Genomic DNA, 17,635 nt, shown 5'->3' with positions numbered 1-17,635 from the left:
CACCGACGCCGCCGCGCCGTGGCCCGTGGAGTTCAGGGGATCGGCCACTCGTGGACCGGCCGGTTGCTGTGCATCAAGTCCACGTAGTGGCGGACCACCTCGCGCAGCGCCTCCGGCCGGTCCAGGTGGTCGGCGGACTCCAGCCGGTGCAGCGTCGCCACCTGCCAGGTCGCGCCGTTACGGCCGGTCAGGCAGCGCTGCTCGATGATGCCCAGCAGCCGGTCCCGCTCGTCCGGGTCGAGGCCCCACTGGTCCAACCCGTGGTACGCCAGCGGCAGCAGCCGGCGCAGCACCAGCTCGGTCACCGGCAGGTAGCCCAGCCCGGGCCAGAACACCTGGGCGTCGATGCCGTGCCGGCTGCAGGTGGTGAAGTTCTCCTCGGCGGCGCTGAACGACATCTGCGACCACAGCGGCCGGTCCGACTCGGCAAGCGCCCGGACCAGGCCGAAGTAGAAGGCACCGTTGGCGATGGTGTCCAGCACGGTCGGGCCGGCGGGCAGCACGCGGTTCTCCACCCGCAGGTGCGGGCGTCCCTTGAGCACATCGTAGACCGGGCGGTTCCAGCGGTAGATGGTGCCGTTGTGCAACCGCAGCTCGGCCAGACCGGGGACGTCGCCGCTGGCCAGGGCCTCGGCCGGGTCCTCCGGGTCGCAGACCGGCAGCAGCGCCGGGAAGTAGCGCACGTTCTCCTCGAACAGGTCGAAGACGCTGGTGATCCAGCGCTCGCCGAACCAGACCCGGGGGCGTACCCCCTGGGCCTTGATCTCCTCGGCGCGGGTGTCGGTGGCCTGCTGGAACAGCGGCACGCGGGTCTCCCGCCACAGCTCCCGGCCGAAGAACAGCGGCGAGTTGGCGCCGAGCGCGACCTGGACGCCGGCGACCGCCTGGGCGGCGTTCCAGTAGTCGGCGAACTGGGGTGGGCTGACCTGGAGGTGGAACTGGGTGCTGGTGCAGGCGGCCTCCGGGGTGATGGTGTCCGCGGTGACTACCAGCCGTTCCACGCCGCTGATCGAGATCCGCAGGTCCTCGCCGCGGGCGGCGAAGATCTGCTCGTTCAGCAGCCGGTAGCGGGGGCTCGCCGAGAGGCTGGCGGCGGTCAGGTGGTCCGGGCGCAGGGTCGGCAGGATGCCGATCATCACCATGTGCGCCCCGACCGTACGGGCCTTCTCCTCGGCCGCGTTGAGGCTGGCCCGGACGTGCTCCTCGAACTGTGCGGTGCCGGTGCCGCCGAGCCGGCGGGGCGTCACGTTGATCTCCACGTTGAACTGGCCCAGCTCGGTCTGGAAGCTGGGATCGGCGACCGCCGCCAGCACGTCGGCGTTGCGCATCGTCGGCTGCGAGTCGTCGTCGACCAGGTTGAGCTCGATCTCCAGCCCGGTCATCGGCCGCTCGACGTCGAAGCGGGACTCCCGCAGCATCTCGGCGAAGACGTCCAGGCAGCGCCGTACCTTTTCCCGGTAGCGGGCCCGGTCCTCGCGGCTGAAGGTGCGTACGCCGACGTCTTCGCCCATCGTCACCACCCTGTCACCGTTGGTCCCCCTAACCTCGCACGCCACGGCGGGGTGGGGAAGACCTGAAGGACCCTTTACTACCCACCCACGGCCCCGGTGATCCCCGTCGCGTCGGACCGCGAACCACCCGGTCCGTACGGGTCGGCTGGATAGCATGGCCGAACCGATCGGGGGGAGTGCGGATGGGCGAGAAGACGACCAGGCTGTTCGTGGCGGCGGCGATCGCCGAGGCGTGCTCCTGGGCGGGCCTGCTGGCCGGCATGGCGGTCAAGTACGGCCCACCGCGCAACGAGCTCGGGGTGCAGGTGTTCGGCCCGATCCACGGCGCCCTCTTCGTGGTGTACGGCCTGCTCGTCCTCGTGGTGGCCCGGCAGCGCCGCTGGTCGCTGTGGCACACCGCCGTCGCCCTGGCCTGCGCGGTGCCCCCGTTCGCCACCGTGCTGTTCGAGCGGTGGGCCCGCCGGCGCGGCCTGCTCGGCGAGCCGGCACCGGTCGAACGTCCGCTCACCCCGGTGGGCTGACCGCGCGCCGGCCGGGAGCAAACCCGGGAACCGGCCGCAGGCTGCCCGTGGGCGGGGCGGCGGGAACCTCAGGTGACCACCGAGCAGGCGGCGACGCCCAGCATCAGCAGCGTGCCGAGCGCCGCCTGGAGCAGCAGCGGCGGACCCAGGTGGGACCAGATCGTGGCGGTACGCGGGGTCAGCAACTGCCCGGTGGTGAGGTTGACGATCCGCTCGATCCGCGGCGGCAGGTCGTCGTCGCGCTGCGGCCGCAGGGTGAGCTGCACGTGGTCACCGGGGTGCAGCGCGCTCTGCGGCAGGTGGCCGTGCAGTTCCACCTCCAGCAGCCGGTTCGCGGCGTCGCGCAGCCGGACCGGGGTGACCAGGAACTCCGGCCCCTTCTTCAGCTCCTTGAAGCGGCGCCGGGTGCCGCCGTCGATGCTGAGCAGTGCCCGCGCCAGCCGTACCGGCAGTCCCGCCACGCCCGCCGCGGTCAGCACCGCGAGGAGCACCGGCTGTCCCACCCGGATCTCACGCGCGTAGCCCTCCATGAGCCGGACCAGTTGGGCGGTGACGATCCGCTCCGTCGGGTGGGCGACGCGCCGGATGTGGAGGTCTGTGTCCATGGTCACCACCGAGAGTCTGGTTCCGTTCACCGATGGTATCGATTCTCGAGATTGAATGACGTGAATGAACGGCGGTCACGGGGCCGGCCCTGCCAGGTGACATCCCCGGTGGCGCGGGTATGCGTGCGGCCGAGCTGGAAAGGGGTCGAGCATGCAGCTGTCCTTCCTGCGTCCGCTCTACGACCGTCCCGGGCCGTGGTGCTCGGTGTACCTGGACGCCTCCCGGGACACCCACGACTCCCGTCCCGCGGTCGACCTGCGCTGGCGCTCCCTGAAGGGGAGCCTGCTGGAGCAGGGCGCCGACCAGGTGACCGTTGACGCGGTCGAGGAGGTGGTCCGCCGGCACGACCCGATGCCCGGCGACTACGGCGTGGCCATCTTCGCCACCCGCGGCCGGGTGGTGCTCACCGAGTACCTCTCCGCGCCGCCGCTGCGGGATCTGGCCAGCTGGTCCGCCCTGCCGCACACCATGCCGCTGGTCGCCCAGCGGGGCGAGCAGATCGCCTGGGTGCGTGTGCTGGCCGACCGGATCGGCGCGGACGCCATCGCGGTCAGCGCGGGCGGGGTGCCGCGTAAGTCGCACATCGTCGGACGGGAGAGCTACCAGCTACGCCAGGTCAATCCGGGCGGGTGGTCCCAGTCCCGCTACCAGCGCGCGGCCATGGAGGCGTGGCACCACAACGCCGGCGACGCCGCCGCGGCCACCGCCGAGCTGGCCGACAAGGTTGGGGCGGACGTGGTGGTGGTGGCCGGCGACGTCCGGGCCACCGGCATGATCGCCGCCCAGCTCCCGGAGCGCTGGCAGGACGTGCTGGTCCGCACCGACGCCGGCTCCCGGGCCCGGGGCGCCGATCCCATGCTCATGGACGACGTGACCGTGCAGACCATCGCCGAGATCGCCGACCAGCGGATCACCACCGCGCTGGACAGGTTCGGCACCCAGGAGGACGTGGGTGCCGGGCTGGACGCGGTGGTCTCCGCCCTGCAACGCAACCAGGTCGACACCATGCTGATCGTGGACGACCCGTCCGCGACCGGTGAGCTGTGGGTCGGCCCTGAGCCGACCGAGATCGCCACCGATCCGCGCCAGCTGGAGGCCATGTCGGTGGCCGACCCGCAGCGGGTACGCGCCGACGCCGCGCTGTTGCGCGCACTGGTCGGCACCGACGCCGACCTGACGGTGCTCGCGCCGGAGGAGGCGCCTGAGCTCACCGACGGGGTCGGTGCGGTGCTGCGCTACGTCGACGCCAGCACCCCCGGCCGAGGCAACGCCTGACCGTACGGGGACGCCGTCACGACATCGGGGAAGTTGCTGCCTTCGCGCGCCGTGAGGCAGCAACTTCCCCGTTCCTGTGCGGATCTCGGGTGAGTCGCCGCGCCTGGGCCCGGTGCGTGGCAAGCGCCGTGGAGACGGACACCCGAGGATTGGTCCGGCCCGTGGGGGGATGCCCCGTTTAGACCCCATCGGGACGGGAAGCCGGGCCGCGTGGTGAGCGAACGAGGCAAGGTGGGCTCGGTACGGAAGGTGCCCGTGGGGTCCGACGGACTGAGCGGCGACCGGATCATGGCCGCGGGCAGCACGGCGCGGGTGCTGGTGGCCGCGACGGCCCGGGCACTGCGCGGCGACGACTGCGCGGACCTCGGCCACGCCACCCCGTTCGCCCGGTTCGCCGGCGCCCCCGAGCCGGTGCGGCGGGCCGCCGCGGCGCGTGCCGCCGGCCGCATCGCGCTGGCCCCCGAGCAGATCGCCGAGGTGGACGCGGAGCGGGTGGCGGCCTGGATCGTCGACCAGTACCCGGCCGGTCGCTGGCCCGGACTGGTGCTCGGCTCACCGCACGGCGCGGCGGCGCACCTGGCGGTGGCTCTCGGCGTGCCCTGGCTGCCCGCCGCCTTCGAAATGACCGTGCACTGGACCCGCGGGGCGGTGGACCGGCCGCGCGCCGCCCTCGACCACGGCGCCGCGCTCGCCGGCCGGCTGCTCGCCGGCAACCGGGACGTGCACGTCCGCCAGGTGCACTGCCCGGCCAGCCGGGGCGCGTCGGCGGGGGCCACGGTGACCCTCGCGGTGCGCTGGCGGGCGCTGCCCGGGGCGTACGCCCGGTTCCTGGCCGACCGGCTGGAACCCGCTGCGCCGGTGCTGCTGCTGCACGACGCGCGCACCTGGCCGGTGCTCGACGAGGGGGTTGGGCACAGCTTCCAGGTGGGCTCCCCAGCCAGCGGCCTCGACCCGGTCGACTTCCACCCGGACGCGCACGCCCTGCGCCAGGTGCTCCGCTCCGCCGGCGGGGACGGCGCGCACTGGGAGCCGCCGGACGTCTCGTGCCCGGCGGCGTACGCGGAGAACGGCGTGGAGTCCGGCTTCGAGCACAGCGCCCGGGAGTGGACGGGCCGGCACGGTCATCCGCTGCACCGGGTGCTGGTCCCGCAGCCGGACGCGCTGAGCGCCGCCACCGCCGACCTGTACCGGCGCTGGCTGCGCCGGGCCGGCAAGACCGGCGACCGGCTGGTGGTCGAGTGCGGCCGGCTGCTCGACCCGTGGCAGGTGGTCCGGGCCGGGCTGGTGCCGTACTGGTGCGAGAACGCGACCCGGCGCCGGGTGCAGGGGGCGGAATGGTGGCTCGCCGGCAGCGAGCCGTTCAGCTCGGTGGACGTGCTGCCCGAGCCGCCCGGGGTCCGGTCGCCCGCCCTGGCCGGCCTGCCGCAGTGGCTCGCCGTGGCCGGCTTCGGGCGCCGACGGCGGGCGCTGGACCGGGGGGCGGCCCGCGGCTACCCGGTCGGCTCGGTGCCGACCCGGCGTGCCACCGAGGTGTTGCGCAACCAGCCGTACGACCTGCCGACCCCGCCGCCGCTGCGGATGGCCGAGGCCCTCGCGGCGCTCCGGGACGCGGGCGCCCACCAGGGGTTGCTCGTCTCCTGACCGAACACGGCGAAACATCCTCACGATCCCGCGGTCCGTGATTGAGTACCTACGGAGCAGGAACACCGCTCGCTGCGAGACGGCCCACCATGCCGTGCGGCGAGCTGCCGCCGCTCCTGGCGTTCCGTCACCTAACCCATTTCCGGCCCGGTGCGTGGCCCGACCACGCGCACGACCGGTCTTCCAATCCGGGCGGGGGACCTTCCTGAGGGAGGCGCGGATGTTCGGACAGACCACCACAACCACACCACCACCCACCGAGCGGGGCCTGGAGGACCTCGACGCCGCGGCCCTGGCGTACGCGGCGCGGATCCAGGGGCTGCCGCCGGAGCGGCGGCAGGAGGCGCGCGACGATCTCGTCCGGTTCGCGCTGCCCTTCGCCGGCCGGCTGGCCCGCCGGTACCGGGGCCGCGGGGAACCGCTGGAGGACCTGGAGCAGGTGGCCCGCCTCGGCCTGGTGAACGCGGTCGACCGGTACGACCCGGAACGGGGCTCCTTCACCGCGTACGCGGCGATCACCATCGTCGGGGAGATCAAACGGCACTTCCGGGACCGCACCTGGGGGGTGCACGTGCCCCGTCGGCTGCGTGACCTGATCCTGGAGGTGGGTCAGGCGACCGCGGCACTGACCAGCGAGCTGTCCCGGGCGCCGACGGTGGCCGAACTGGCCGAGCGGCTGGAGACGCCGGAGGAGGAGATCCTCGCCGCGCTGGAGTCGGCCGCGGGCTACAGTCCGGCCTCGCTCAACGCGCCGGTCGGCGGGGAGAGTTCCGCCGAGTTCGGCGACCTGGTGGGCGAGTCGGACAACGCGCTGGAGTCGGTCGACGATCGGGTCACCGTCAGCGGCCTGCTGCATCGGCTGCCCTGGCGGGAGCGGCGGATCCTCGCCATGCGCTTCTACGGCAACCAGACCCAGGCGGAGATCGCGGCCCGGTTCGGCATCTCCCAGATGCACGTCTCCCGGCTGCTCTCCCGGGCGCTGACCTGGTTGCGGCAGGCGATGCTCGCCGACGCCCCGCCGCCGTGGCAGAACGGCACGGCCGAGTCCGAGCCGGCGAAGGCGAAGATCTCCGTCAAACAGAACGGGGACCGGGTGGTCGTCGAGGTCGGCGGGGAGGTCGACCGGGACGGTGCGGACCAGCTGCGCAAGGCGATGCTGGAGGCGGTGACCGGGCAGCCCCGGGAGGTGGTGGTCGACCTGGTCGGCGCGGGCGGCTTCGACGCCGGGGGCATCGCCGCGCTCATGGCCGGCCGGGACGCGGCGGCCCGGACCGGGGTGCCGCTGCGGCTGACCCGGGTGCAGCCCGCGGTACGCCGCTCGCTCGCCGCGGCCGGCCTGCCGGCCGGCGACTGACCCGGTATCCGAGGAAGGGCCGGCGCCCCCGTGGCGCCGGCCCTCTCGCGGTTAACCCCGGGTCAGTACTCCGGGCTGTCCCCACGTCCACGCGGGTGGCGCCACTCCTCGTTCTCCACCGGGGTCCGCTCCGCGCCGAGGATGGTCTCCTCGGGCTCGTCGGTCTCCTCGAAGCTGGGTCGCAGGATCTCCTCCGGCTCCGGCACGTCGACCGGCCGGGCACCCGACTGCGGCGCGGGGTGGTAGGCGACCGCCTCCCGGGCGCCGTGCGCGCCCTCGGCGGCCGGTGCCTCGGGGAGGTGCCGCTCGCGGTGCAGTTCCTGGGCGAGGTGCTGCGGCGGCTTCGTGGTGCGCTGCGGCAGGTCGCTGCCGAGGCTGGCGACCAGCCGGCCGTACTTGAGGTCGAAGGCGGGCCGCTCGGAGCGGATCCGGGGCATCCGGTCGAAGTTGCGTAGCGGGGGCGGGCAGGTGGTGGCCCACTCCAGGGAGTTGCCGTAGCCCCAGGGGTCGTCGACGGTGACCCGTGCGCCGTACCGCCAGGACTTCCAGACGTTGTAGATGAAGAACAGCGTGGACGCGCCGAGGACGAACGACCCGATGCTGGAGACCGTGTTCAGGATGGTGAAGCCGTCGCTGGGCAGGTAGTCGACGTAGCGGCGCGGCATGCCCTCGTTGCCCAGCCAGTGCTGGACCAGGAAGGTCGTGTGGAAGCCGAGGAACATCGTCCAGAAGTGGGCCTTGCCCAGGCGCTCGTCGAGCAGCCGTCCGGTCATCTTCGGGAACCAGAAGTAGATCCCGCCGAAGAACGCGAAGACCACGGTGCCGAAGAGGACGTAGTGGAAGTGGGCGACCACGAAGTAGGTGTCGGTGGTGTGGAAGTCCACCGGCGGGCTGGCCAGCAGCACCCCGGTCAGCCCGCCGAAGAGGAACGTGACCAGGAAGCCGATGGCGAAGAGCATCGGCGTCTCGAAGGTGAGCTGGCCCTTCCACATCGTGCCGATCCAGTTGAAGAACTTCACTCCGGTCGGCACCGCGATGAGATAGCTCAGGATGCTGAAGAACGGCAGCAGCACCTGGCCGGTGCCGAACATGTGGTGTGCCCAGACGCTCATCGACAGCACGGTGATCGAGATGGTGGCGAGCACCAGACCGGTGTAGCCGAAGATCGGCTTGCGGGAGAAGACCGGGATGATCTCGGTGATGATCCCGAAGAACGGCAGCGCGATGATGTAGACCTCGGGATGGCCGAAGAACCAGAAGAGGTGCTGCCACAGCATGGGCCCGCCGGTGGCCGCGTCGTAGACGTGCGAGTGCAGGAGCCGGTCCGCGGCGAGCGCCAGCAGCGCGGCCGCCAGCAGGGGGAACACGAAGATGATCAGGACGCTGGTGAGCAGGATGTTCCAGGTGAAGATCGGCATCCGGAACATGCTCATCCCGGGGGCGCGCAGGGTGACGATGGTGGTGATCAGGTTGACGGCGGTGAGGATGGTGCCCAGGCCGCTGATGACCAGCCCGACCACCACCATGTTGGGCCCGACGCCGGGGGAGTGCTGGGCGGTGCTCAACGGGGTGTACGCGAACCACCCGAAGTCGGCTGACCCGCCGGGCGTGAGGAAGCTGCCGTACAGCATCAGGCCGCCGAAGAGGAACAGCCAGTAACCGAAGGCGTTCAGCCGGGGGAACGCGACGTCCGGAGCGCCGACCTGGATCGGGACGAGGAAGTTCGCCATCCCCAACGCCGCGGGCGTGGCGAAGAGCAGCAGCATCGCGAAACCGTGGGTGGTGAAGAGTTGGTTGTACTGCTCGGGGGAGAGGAACTGCAGCCCCGGTCGGGCCAGTTCGGCCCGGATCAGCATCGCCTCGATCCCGGCGATCAGGAAGAAGCCGAAGGACGTGGTCAGATACATCAGGCCGATCAGCTTGTGGTCCGTGGTGCGCAGCAGCCGCCACAGGGAGTCGCCCGGGGTCGCCACCCGGACCGGACCGGGATAGCCGCCGAACTCGGCCGGCGCGAGGATCGCCGGCCCGCGGTCTCGTGGCGGCTCGGTGACTACCTGCTTCGGCATGGCTCTCACCTCGTCATGCGACGGCGGAACAGCCGGGCACGGTTACCCGACCTCCGCTCATCAAACCAGGCGAGAGGGGTAATTCAGGTCAATTCGCTGGCAGCATGGCCCAGACCACCTTCCCGGCACCCGCCGGGACGCTGCCCCACCGCTGGGTCAGCTCGCGGACCAGCATCAGCCCACGGCCACCCTCGGCGCGCGGGTCCCGGGCGGTCACCGCCCGCGCCTCGGCCGGGCTGCCGTCCAGCACGGCCACCCCCAGGTACGGCCGGTGCAGGGTCAGCGTCACCTGCATCGGAGTGCCCGCGTGCCGGACCACGTTGCCGACCAGCTCGGTGAGCACCAGCGCCGCCGGCCCGGCCAGTTCCGGGATGTTCCACCGCCGGCAGGCGTCGGTGACCAGCTCCCGCGCCCGCCGGCACGCCCCGGCGACCGGCTCCAGCCGCTCCCGCAGCCGGGGGGAGGCCACCGCGCCGGCCAGGGCGGCCGCCTCGGCACAGTCCCGGCGTACCGGGAGCTCCCGGCCCGCGGTCGTCTCGCTGAGCCAGCTCGCCGCCGCCGGTGGTGGGGCGCACAGTACCAGCGGCACGGCGGGCCAGTCGGCGGCCCGCCGGGCGGCCGCCGCGAAGACCGACAGCGCCAGCCGGTCCGCGACGTCCAGCCGCCCCAGGTCGACCACGAGCGCGTCGGGCTGGGTGGCGAGGCACCGCTCCAGCACCGTGTGCACCGACCGCATCGTGCCCACATCGAGCTCGCCGGCGAGCCGTACGACGGTGACCGGCGACTCGTCGCGCACCTCGCAGCTGATCCGGGTCGACATCAGGCCCTCGTTTCCGTGTCGTCGCGGACCTGTGAACTACCCGCGACCAGGGCGGGTGAAACCGGACCAGACGCCCATCCCGCCTGCTCAGCGACGAGCGACGCCCCGGGTGGTGGCCAGCCCGAGGGCGATCATCCCGATGCCCAGCGCGAGGTGCAGCCAGTTGTCGGGGCCGTTGACCGGGATGAAGTTCGCGGGACCCGTGCGGTGGTAGACCATCAGGCCGTAGAGCCAGAGCACCAGGTAGACCGCCCCGCCGCCGATCAGGAACGTCCGGGCCCCGGGGACCGTCCGGGACAGCGCCAGGCCGGCCACCCCGAAGGCCAGGTGCACGAGGTTGTGCAGCACCGAGACCTGGAACACGCCGAACAGCTTCGCCATCGACTCGTGCCCGACGAAGTAGAGGGCGCCGAAGTTGGTGGTGATCCCCGGGAGGAAGCCGAGCACCCCGACGATCAGGAAGATCACCCCGATGGTCGCGGCGGCCCGGCTTGCCGGGGCGCGGCCGTCGGCCGGGTTCCGTCGGGCGCGCGCGTGGGCCATCGAGTTCGTCATGCCGGCCTCCTGAGCGGACAGGGACCGGACGGCTTCCCCGCGAGCCGCGGCGGCAAACGGCCCCAATGGCAGCGCGCCTCAGGCGAGCTGGAACGCGGGGGCGGCGGGCTGACGAACCTGCTCGTACAGGCCCACGTACCGCTCGGCCATCACCCTCGGGGTGAACCGGGCGGCCGCCTCGCGCCGGCACTCGTCCGCCTCCAGCAGCCCGGCGGCCATGACCAGGTCGCCCAGCTCCTCCTCGTCCGTGGTGAGCAGGCCGGTACGGCCGTGCTCGACCAGCTCGGGCAGGCAGCCGCGGGCGACGGCCACCACGGGGGTGCCCAGGGCGAGCGACTCCACCACCGCCGTGCCGCCGGGCTCCTCCCAGTGCAGCGGGAAGAGCGCGGCCCGCGCGCCGGCGAGCAGGTCGTCCCGCTCCTGGCCGGCCACCGTGCCCACCCAGCGCACCAGGTCGCCGTCCACGTAGGGGGCGACGTGGTCGTAGAAGAAGCGCACGTCCGGGTTCTGCCGGGCCTCGTCGCCCGCCGCGGCCAGGTCCGCCGGCCGGTGGTACGGCCCGACCGGGCCGGCGAGCACCAGCGGGAAACCCACCTGCCGGGCCAGCCGGGCGCCCAGGTCCTGCCCCTTGCCCGGGTTGATCCGGCCCAGCACGATCACGTAGTCGCCCTTCTCCGCCGGCGGACGACGCTCCGCGCCGACCGCCAGCGGGGTGGACAGGTGCACGTGCCCGACCGAGTGGTCTTGCAGGGCGCGGGGCGCGCGGGCCAGCTGCGCCGCGGAGACCCCGTTCACCCGGACCCGGTCGCCGCCGTCGAGGTTGCCGTACAGCTCGGGATGCTTGGCCAGGTCCCAGTGCAGGGTGTGCAGCACCGGCGGGGCGTCCGGACCCATCGCGGCCAGCGTGGCCAGCCCGACCGCCTCCACGTGGTCGTGCACCAGGTCGATGTCGTCGCGGGTGTGCAGCGCGCGCACCACGCCGTTGAGGTGCGCCTGCGAGATCCCGCAGACCTGGTTGTACGGGCGTTGCAGGGCGTGGAACTGCCCGTCCGGGAAGACCGAGATCTTCTCGTCGACGGCCAGCGTGCTGGTCTCCACCGACGCGAGCACCACCCGTACGCCGAGTTTGCGCAGCTCCGGCACCAGGGTGGCGACCACGTTCTCGATCCCGCCGTAGCCGGGCGGCGGCACGGACAACCAGGGACCCGCGTTCATCAGGACCGTGAGGCTCATCGTGCGCTGTCCCTTCCGTCGGCGGTGCCAGGCTGCTGAGCGGGGTGGTTCACGCGCGGCTCACTCACGCCGCGACCCGGCGCCGGGGCACCCGGTGCCGGAGCTGGGCCAGCGGCGGGCGCTCCTCGATCGAGACGTCGCTGACCACGATCTCCCGGTCCAGGTTCGGCAGCGCCTCCGAGCCGCCCCGCCGGAACTGGGTCAGTAGGGCGGTCGGGACGGCGTCCGGGCTCGCCCAGCCCCGCCGCTGCAACCGGGACCACACGGTGAGCACGATCTGGGCGGACATCCGGCCCAGCGCGGCCGCGTCCTGGTGGCGGTGCTTGCGCTCGCCGAGGTCCACCTGGGCCAGGGCGTCCAGCCCGACCAGTTCCAGCAGGTCGATGAGCATGGCCGTCTCCACGCCGTACCCGGAGACGAACGGCACCCGCTCCAGCACCACCCGGCGGCCGGCGTACTCGCCGGCCAGCGGTTGCACGAACCCGGCCAGCTCGGGCCAGAAGAGATTCAGCAGCGGGCGGGCCGCCAGTTCGGTGACCCGCCCGCCGCCGTCCGGCTCCACGCTGGTCGCCCCCACCAGGGGGCGGTGGTAGAAGCCCTTGACGAAGTCGACCGACGGGTCGGTCAGCAGCGGGCCGATCAGCCCGGTGACGAAGTGCGGACGGAACTCGTGCAGGTCGGCGTCGACGAACGCGACCACGTCCCCCTCGGCCGCCGCCAGCCCGGCCCAGAGCGCGTCGCCCTTGCCGGAGAGCCGGGGCAGCCCGCGGGTCATCGCGTCCTGGCTGACCACCTCGGCGCCGGCCGCGCGAGCCACCTGCGCGGTCCGGTCGGTGGACCGGGAGTCCACCACGATCAGCTCGTCCACCAGCGGCACCCGGTCCATCAGGTGCTCGCGGATCGTCGACACGATGGCGCCGACGGTGGCCTCCTCGTTGCGCGCCGGCAGCACCACGCTGACCCGGCTGTCACCCTTCGCCCGCAGCAGCCGGCGCGCCGGCCAGTCGCTGGCCGTCGTGGTGCGGTACGTGGCCCAGGCTTCCACCACCGGTGAGACGATCGCTTCTGTATCCCGCACTGGCACCCCCAGTTCATGGCGGAAACGCGGGTTAGGTTTTCCCAGTAGGCGCCCCGCGCTAACCGGATCATGCCGAACAGCCTGATCACCCGTCGCGCGCCGTCCGGTTCCCGGCCGGTGAACGTTTGATTGCACGCCCGCCAGGGGAGAGCTGTCGACAGCTTCGTGAGTTGCGGCGGGAGGGGCGACGGATGCGCACGTGCCGGGTGGGACTGGTCGGGGCGGGTGGGGTGGCGCAGCGGCATGCCCGTGTGCTGACTGGCTTCGAGGACGTGGAACTGGTCGGGGTGACCGATGTCGCCCGGGACGCGGCGGAGGCCCTGGCCGGGACGTACGGCGGGTGCCCGTTCGCCGACGTGACCGAGCTGCTCGCCGCCGGCCCGGACGCCGTCTACGTCTGCGTGCCCCCGTTCGCGCACGGCCCGGTGGAGGAGGCGGTGATCGACGCCGGCGTGCCGATGTTCGTGGAGAAGCCGGTGGCGGTGGACCTGGACACCGCGGAACGGATCGCCGCCCTGGTGGAGCGGCGGGGGCTGCTCACCGCGGTGGGCCACCACTGGCGTTACCTGCACGTGGTGGACGAGGCCCGGCAGCTGCTCGCCGACCGCCCGGCGCGGATGGTCAACGCGGCCTGGCTGGACAAGGTTCCGCCGGTGGCCTGGTGGGCCCGGTGCGACCGCTCCGGCGGCCCGGTCGTAGAGCAGGCCGCCCACGTGCTCGACCTGGTGCGGCTGCTGGTCGGCGAGGCGTCCGAGGTGACCGCGTACGGGGACGGGACTCCGCCGCCGGTGGAGGGCGCCGACATCGACTCGGTCACCGCGGCGACCCTGCGCTTCACCTCCGGCGCGGTGGGCACCCTCGCCGCGGCCTGCGTGCTCGGCTGGAAGCACCGGGCCGGCGTGGAGATCCTCGCCGACGGGCTGGCGATGTCGCTGGCCGAGGACGGCCTGCTGATCTGCGACGGCGAGGGGGAGCGGCACCTGCCCGCCGACCCGGACGGCGCCCGGGTGGCCGTCGACCGGGCCTTCGTCGACGCGGTCCGGGGGGTCGGCGACGACATCCGGGTCCCGTACGCCGAGGCGCTGCGCACCCAGCGGCTCGCCCTCGCGGTGGCCGAGTCGGCGCGGACCGGGCGCAGCGTGGCCCTGCCCACCGGGCCGGCCGCACGCCCCACCACCCCGGTCACCGGCACTGTGCCGGCTGAGGCGGAACGGGAGGTGACCGTCGATGCGTGACCGGGTGGTGGTGGTCAACGGACCGGGCGCGGTGGAGCTGGTCGAGCAGGACCCGGCTGAGCTGCGTGAGGGCACCTTCCGGGTGGAGACGGTCTACAGCGGCGTCTCCGCCGGCACCGAGCTGAGCTACGTCAAGGGCACCAACCCCTACCTCAACGTCACCTGGAACAGCGATCTCGGGCTGTTCCAGCCCGGCGCGGCGAGCACCCCGTACCCGGTGACCCGGCTCGGCTACATGCAGGTCGGCCGGGTGGTGGAGAGCCGCACCCCGGCCGTCCGGGTGGGCACCGTGGGGGCGATGACCTACGGCCACCGCACCGGGTACGTCGCCGACCCGGTCGCCGAGCGCTTCGTCCCGCTCCCCGACGACCTCGACCCGCTGCTCGGCGTCTACGTCGCGCACATGGGCCCGATCTGCGCCAACGGTCTGCTGCACGCCGCCGCCGACCTGTGCGGCACCGACGTGCGCTCGCTCGGCGACGGGGTCCGCGGCCGCCGGGTGGCGGTGGTCGGCAGCGGGGTGGTCGCCCTGCTCACCGCGCTGTTCGCCCGGCGGCACGGTGCCGCCTCCGTGGTGGTCCTCGACCCGACCCCGGCCCGGCGGGAGGTGGCCGAGGCGCTGGGCCTGGAGACTCTGGACCCGGAGGCGGACGACCCGGCCGTGGTGCTTAAGACCCGGTGGAACCACGCCGCCGGCGACCGGGGCGCCGACGTGGTGTTCCAGTGCCGGGGCCAGGCGTGGGCGCTGCACCTCGCGCTGCGCCTGCTGCGCCCCCAGGGCACCGTCATCGACCTCGCGTTCTACCAGGCCGGCGCGGACGAGGTCCGGCTCGGCGAGGAGTTCCATCACAACGGGCTGTCGCTGCGCTGCGCCCAGATCGGGCGGGTGCCCCGGGGGCTCGCCCCCGTCTGGGACCGGGAGCGGCTCTCCGCGGAGACCATCGAGCTACTGCGCCAGTACGGCGACCTGATCCGCAAGCACCTCGTGACGGCGGTGGCGCCGCTGGAGGAAGCGCCGGGGCTGCTGATCGACCTGGCCGAGCGCCGCCGCCAGGAACTCCAGGTGGTGTTCGCCGGCTGACCCGCGGACCGCCCGGGCGCCGGCCAGGCCCCGACGGTCACCGGCTGATCCGCGGACCGACCGGGCGCCCGCCAGCCCCGACGGTCACCGCCCGGAAACCGCCCTGAGCTGCCGAAACGGTCAGGAAATCGGACACCGGACAGACCCGGCGCCGGGCGGGGGTCCCAATCGGCTCCGATTCGCGTACCGTTGCCGCTCATGGGTGTGTCGCAACGGTTGAAGAGCAGGTTCCGGCGGTTCCTCCAGCGCCCGGGGACGACGGTGGAGCTCGCCCCGCTGGAGAAGCTGCTGCCGGCCATCGAGGCCCGCGAGGCGGAGCTGGAGAAGCTCTCCGACGCCGAGCTGACCGAGGCCGCCGGCCTGGCCGAGGGGTACGAGGAGCTCTGCGCGATCGGCCGTGAGGCGGCCCGCCGCGGCCTCGACCAGCGGCCGTACGACGTCCAGCTGCTCGGCGCGATGGCCCTGCTCGCCGGCAAGGTGGCCGAGATGGCGACCGGTGAGGGCAAGACGCTCACCGCGACCATCGCCGCGTACGGCCACGTCCGGATGGGCAACGGCCCGGTCCACGTGCTCACCGTCAACGACTACCTGGCCCGCCGCGACGCCGAGTGGATGGCGCCGGTCTACCGCCTGCTCGGGCTCACCGTCGGCTGGGTCAACGAGTCCTCCACCCCCGACGAGCGGCGCGCCGCGTACGCCTGCGACGTCACCTACGTGTCGGTCAGTGAGGCCGGCTTCGACTTCCTCCGCGACCAGCTCGTCACCGACCTCGATGACCGGGTCCAGCCGGCGCTGAAGACCGCCATCGTCGACGAGGCCGACTCCATCCTCATCGACGAGGCCCGGGTGCCGATGGTGCTCGCCGGCGCGGTCCCCGGCGGGCAGGACCCGGTGCACGCGGCCGCGGCGCTGGTCCGCGGCCTGCGCAAGGGCAAGCACTACACGATCGCCGAGGACGGCCGCAGCGTCGCCTTCACCTCGGCCGGCCTGGCCACGATCGAGGCCAAGCTCGGCGGCATCGACCTGTACGACGAGGAGCACGTCGGGCAGCTCTCCGCGGTCAACGTGGCGCTGCACGCGCACGCCCTGCTGCACCGCGACGTGGACTACATCGTCCGGGACGGCTCGGTCGAGCTGATCGACGAGATGCGTGGCCGGGTGGCCCAGCGCCGCCGCTGGCCGGACGGGCTGCAGGCGGCGGTCGAGGCGAAGGAGGGCCTGGACGCCACCGCCGAGGGTGAGGTGCTCGGCACCATCGCCGTGCAGGCGTTCATCGCGCTCTACCCGAAGGTCTGCGGGATGACCGCGACGGCGGTGCTGGTCGGCGACCAGCTCCGCGAGTTCTTCGGCCTGGAGGTGGCGGTGATCCCGCCGAACACCCCCTGCATCCGGGAGGACGAGCCGGACCGGATCTACGCCACCCGGGCCGAGAAGGAGGAGGCGCTGATCGACGAGATCAAGCGCTGCCACGAGGCGGGCCGCCCGGTGCTGGTCGGCACCCTGGACGTCAAGGAGTCCGAGGGTCTGGCGGCCGGGCTGCACGCGGCCGGGGTGCCCTGCGTGGTCCTCAACGCCAAGAACGACGACGAGGAGGCGGCGATCATCGCCGAGGCCGGCGCGTACGGCGCGGTGACCGTCTCCACCCAGATGGCCGGCCGTGGCGTCGACATCCGCCTCGGCGGCAGCGACCAGGCCGACCGGGAGCGGGTGGCCGACCTGGGCGGCCTCTACGTGATCGGCAGCGGCCGGCACGACAGCCGCCGGGTTGACGACCAGCTCCGCGGCCGGGCCGGCCGGCAGGGCGACCCGGGCGGGTCGGTCTTCTTCGTCAGCCTGGAGGACGACCTGGTCGTCCGGCACGCCGGCGACACCGTTCCGCCGTCGCCCCGGATGAACGCCGACGGCCTGGTCACCGACCCGCAGGTCGACTACGCGGTGGAGCACGCCCAGCGGGTCGCCGAGGGCGTCAACCACGAGATCCACCGCAACACCTGGCGCTACAGCGTCGTGATCGAGCAGCAGCGCAAGGCCCTCGCCGAGCGGCGGGAGCGGCTGCTGACCAGCGACATCGCCGCACTGATGCTGCTGGAGCGGGTGCCGGAGAAGGCCGGCGAGATGGACGAGGACCTGCTCGCCGAGGTGGCCCGCAAGATCGCCCTCTACCACCTGGACCGGCTCTGGGCCGAGCACCTGGCCGAGCTCTCCGAGGTCCGCGAGGGCGTGCACCTGCGTGCGCTGGGCCGGCTCGACCCGCTGGACGAGTTCCACCGCAGCGCCGTCCCGGCGTTCAACGCGCTCGTCCCGGAGATCGAGACGCGGACCATCGCCACCTTCGAGGAGACCGAGTTCGCCGAGGGGTGGGAGCCGGACGCCGCGAAGCTGGTCCGGCCGAGCGCCACCTGGACCTACCTGGTGCACGACAACCCGTTCGGCTCGGAGCTGGATCGGCTGATCGCCTCGGTGGGGCGGCGGCTCATCTCCGGGTCCCGCTGACCGTCGACGAAGGGGTCCCCGCCGGCGCGTGGCGCGCCGAAAGGGACCCCTTTGCACTGTTTCGAACCGGGTTTGCGAGGGTAGTAGGCCGGGGCTTCGAGTCAGGGAGAGAGCGGATGCGACAGGCAATGGCGCCGGACAGGGACACCGCGTGGTCGGAGGCGGA

The 17,635-nt window shown here is 73.1% G+C and carries 14 protein-coding genes; 7 read left to right on the top strand and 7 right to left on the bottom strand.

Annotation, left to right across the window (positions count from 1 at the left end; all coding sequences use genetic code 11):
- Window positions 1–32 precede the first annotated feature (32 nt).
- Complete coding sequence (locus tag ACY34I_RS30150; protein ID WP_462758441.1) at window positions 33–1,511, bottom strand: glutamate--cysteine ligase; 1,479 nt, start codon at window positions 1,509–1,511, stop codon at window positions 33–35.
- A 182-nt stretch (window positions 1,512–1,693) separates the two neighbouring features.
- Here ACY34I_RS30150 and ACY34I_RS30145 point away from each other — a divergent pair, with 182 nt between their 5' ends.
- Window positions 1,694–2,032, top strand: a complete 339-nt coding sequence (locus tag ACY34I_RS30145) for a DUF3817 domain-containing protein (protein WP_462758439.1) — start codon at window positions 1,694–1,696, stop codon at window positions 2,030–2,032.
- A 68-nt stretch (window positions 2,033–2,100) separates the two neighbouring features.
- Here the strand turns inward: ACY34I_RS30145 and ACY34I_RS30140 are convergent, their stop codons facing one another.
- Window positions 2,101–2,646 (bottom strand): hypothetical protein, encoded by a 546-nt coding sequence (locus tag ACY34I_RS30140; protein ID WP_462758446.1) that lies wholly within the window; start codon window positions 2,644–2,646, stop codon window positions 2,101–2,103.
- 142 nt (window positions 2,647–2,788) lie between these two features.
- On the opposite strand from ACY34I_RS30140, the gene ACY34I_RS30135 reads away from it, so the two are divergent.
- The 3 genes from ACY34I_RS30135 (at window position 2,789) to ACY34I_RS30125 (ending at window position 6,908) form a co-directional block, all read left to right on the top strand.
- The gene (locus tag ACY34I_RS30135) at window positions 2,789–3,913 is read left to right on the top strand and encodes a baeRF2 domain-containing protein (RefSeq protein ID WP_148799345.1); all 1,125 of its coding nucleotides are present in this window, start codon (window positions 2,789–2,791) and stop codon (window positions 3,911–3,913) included.
- A 288-nt stretch (window positions 3,914–4,201) separates the two neighbouring features.
- Window positions 4,202–5,554: a hypothetical protein gene (locus ACY34I_RS30130; RefSeq protein ID WP_462758445.1), complete on the top strand. Its 1,353-nt coding sequence runs from the start codon at window positions 4,202–4,204 to the stop codon at window positions 5,552–5,554.
- 220 nt (window positions 5,555–5,774) lie between these two features.
- Window positions 5,775–6,908: a SigB/SigF/SigG family RNA polymerase sigma factor gene (locus tag ACY34I_RS30125; RefSeq protein ID WP_148799349.1), complete on the top strand. Its 1,134-nt coding sequence runs from the start codon at window positions 5,775–5,777 to the stop codon at window positions 6,906–6,908.
- 62 nt (window positions 6,909–6,970) lie between these two features.
- Here the strand turns inward: ACY34I_RS30125 and ctaD are convergent, their stop codons facing one another.
- The 5 genes from ctaD to ACY34I_RS30100 all read right to left on the bottom strand — a co-directional run bounded on the left by ctaD (window position 6,971) and on the right by ACY34I_RS30100 (window position 12,627).
- Complete coding sequence (gene ctaD, locus ACY34I_RS30120; protein WP_462758438.1) at window positions 6,971–8,974, bottom strand: aa3-type cytochrome oxidase subunit I; 2,004 nt, start codon at window positions 8,972–8,974, stop codon at window positions 6,971–6,973.
- An 88-nt stretch (window positions 8,975–9,062) separates the two neighbouring features.
- Window positions 9,063–9,794, bottom strand: coding sequence for an ATP-binding protein (locus ACY34I_RS30115; protein WP_462758437.1), 732 nt, complete (start codon window positions 9,792–9,794; stop codon window positions 9,063–9,065).
- 87 nt (window positions 9,795–9,881) lie between these two features.
- Entirely contained in the window at window positions 9,882–10,349 is a 468-nt protein-coding gene (locus tag ACY34I_RS30110) for a DUF4383 domain-containing protein (RefSeq protein ID WP_462758436.1), read from the bottom strand.
- A gap of 78 nt (window positions 10,350–10,427) precedes the next feature.
- A complete protein-coding gene (locus ACY34I_RS30105) occupies window positions 10,428–11,582 on the bottom strand; it encodes a glycosyltransferase (RefSeq protein WP_462758434.1) in 1,155 nt (384 codons plus the stop codon).
- 64 nt (window positions 11,583–11,646) lie between these two features.
- A complete protein-coding gene (locus ACY34I_RS30100; protein WP_462758444.1) occupies window positions 11,647–12,627 on the bottom strand; it encodes a glucosyl-3-phosphoglycerate synthase in 981 nt (326 codons plus the stop codon).
- A gap of 224 nt (window positions 12,628–12,851) precedes the next feature.
- Between ACY34I_RS30100 and ACY34I_RS30095 the strand changes: the two genes are divergently transcribed.
- The 3 genes from ACY34I_RS30095 (at window position 12,852) to secA2 (ending at window position 17,469) form a co-directional block, all read left to right on the top strand.
- Complete coding sequence (locus ACY34I_RS30095) at window positions 12,852–13,895, top strand: Gfo/Idh/MocA family protein (protein ID WP_462758433.1); 1,044 nt, start codon at window positions 12,852–12,854, stop codon at window positions 13,893–13,895.
- Window positions 13,888–14,976 carry a zinc-binding dehydrogenase gene (locus ACY34I_RS30090; RefSeq protein WP_462758432.1) on the top strand — a complete coding sequence of 363 codons (1,089 nt, stop codon included), beginning with the start codon at window positions 13,888–13,890 and terminating at the stop codon, window positions 14,974–14,976. Before ACY34I_RS30095 ends, ACY34I_RS30090 begins: the two co-directional genes overlap by 8 nt.
- A gap of 198 nt (window positions 14,977–15,174) precedes the next feature.
- Window positions 15,175–17,469 carry an accessory Sec system translocase SecA2 gene (secA2, locus tag ACY34I_RS30085; protein ID WP_462758431.1) on the top strand — a complete coding sequence of 765 codons (2,295 nt, stop codon included), beginning with the start codon at window positions 15,175–15,177 and terminating at the stop codon, window positions 17,467–17,469.
- Window positions 17,470–17,635: the final 166 nt, after the last annotated feature.

The organism is Micromonospora sp. RTBAU3-60, assembly GCF_054963695.1.
This window is presented reverse-complemented; position numbering and strand designations above follow the sequence as displayed.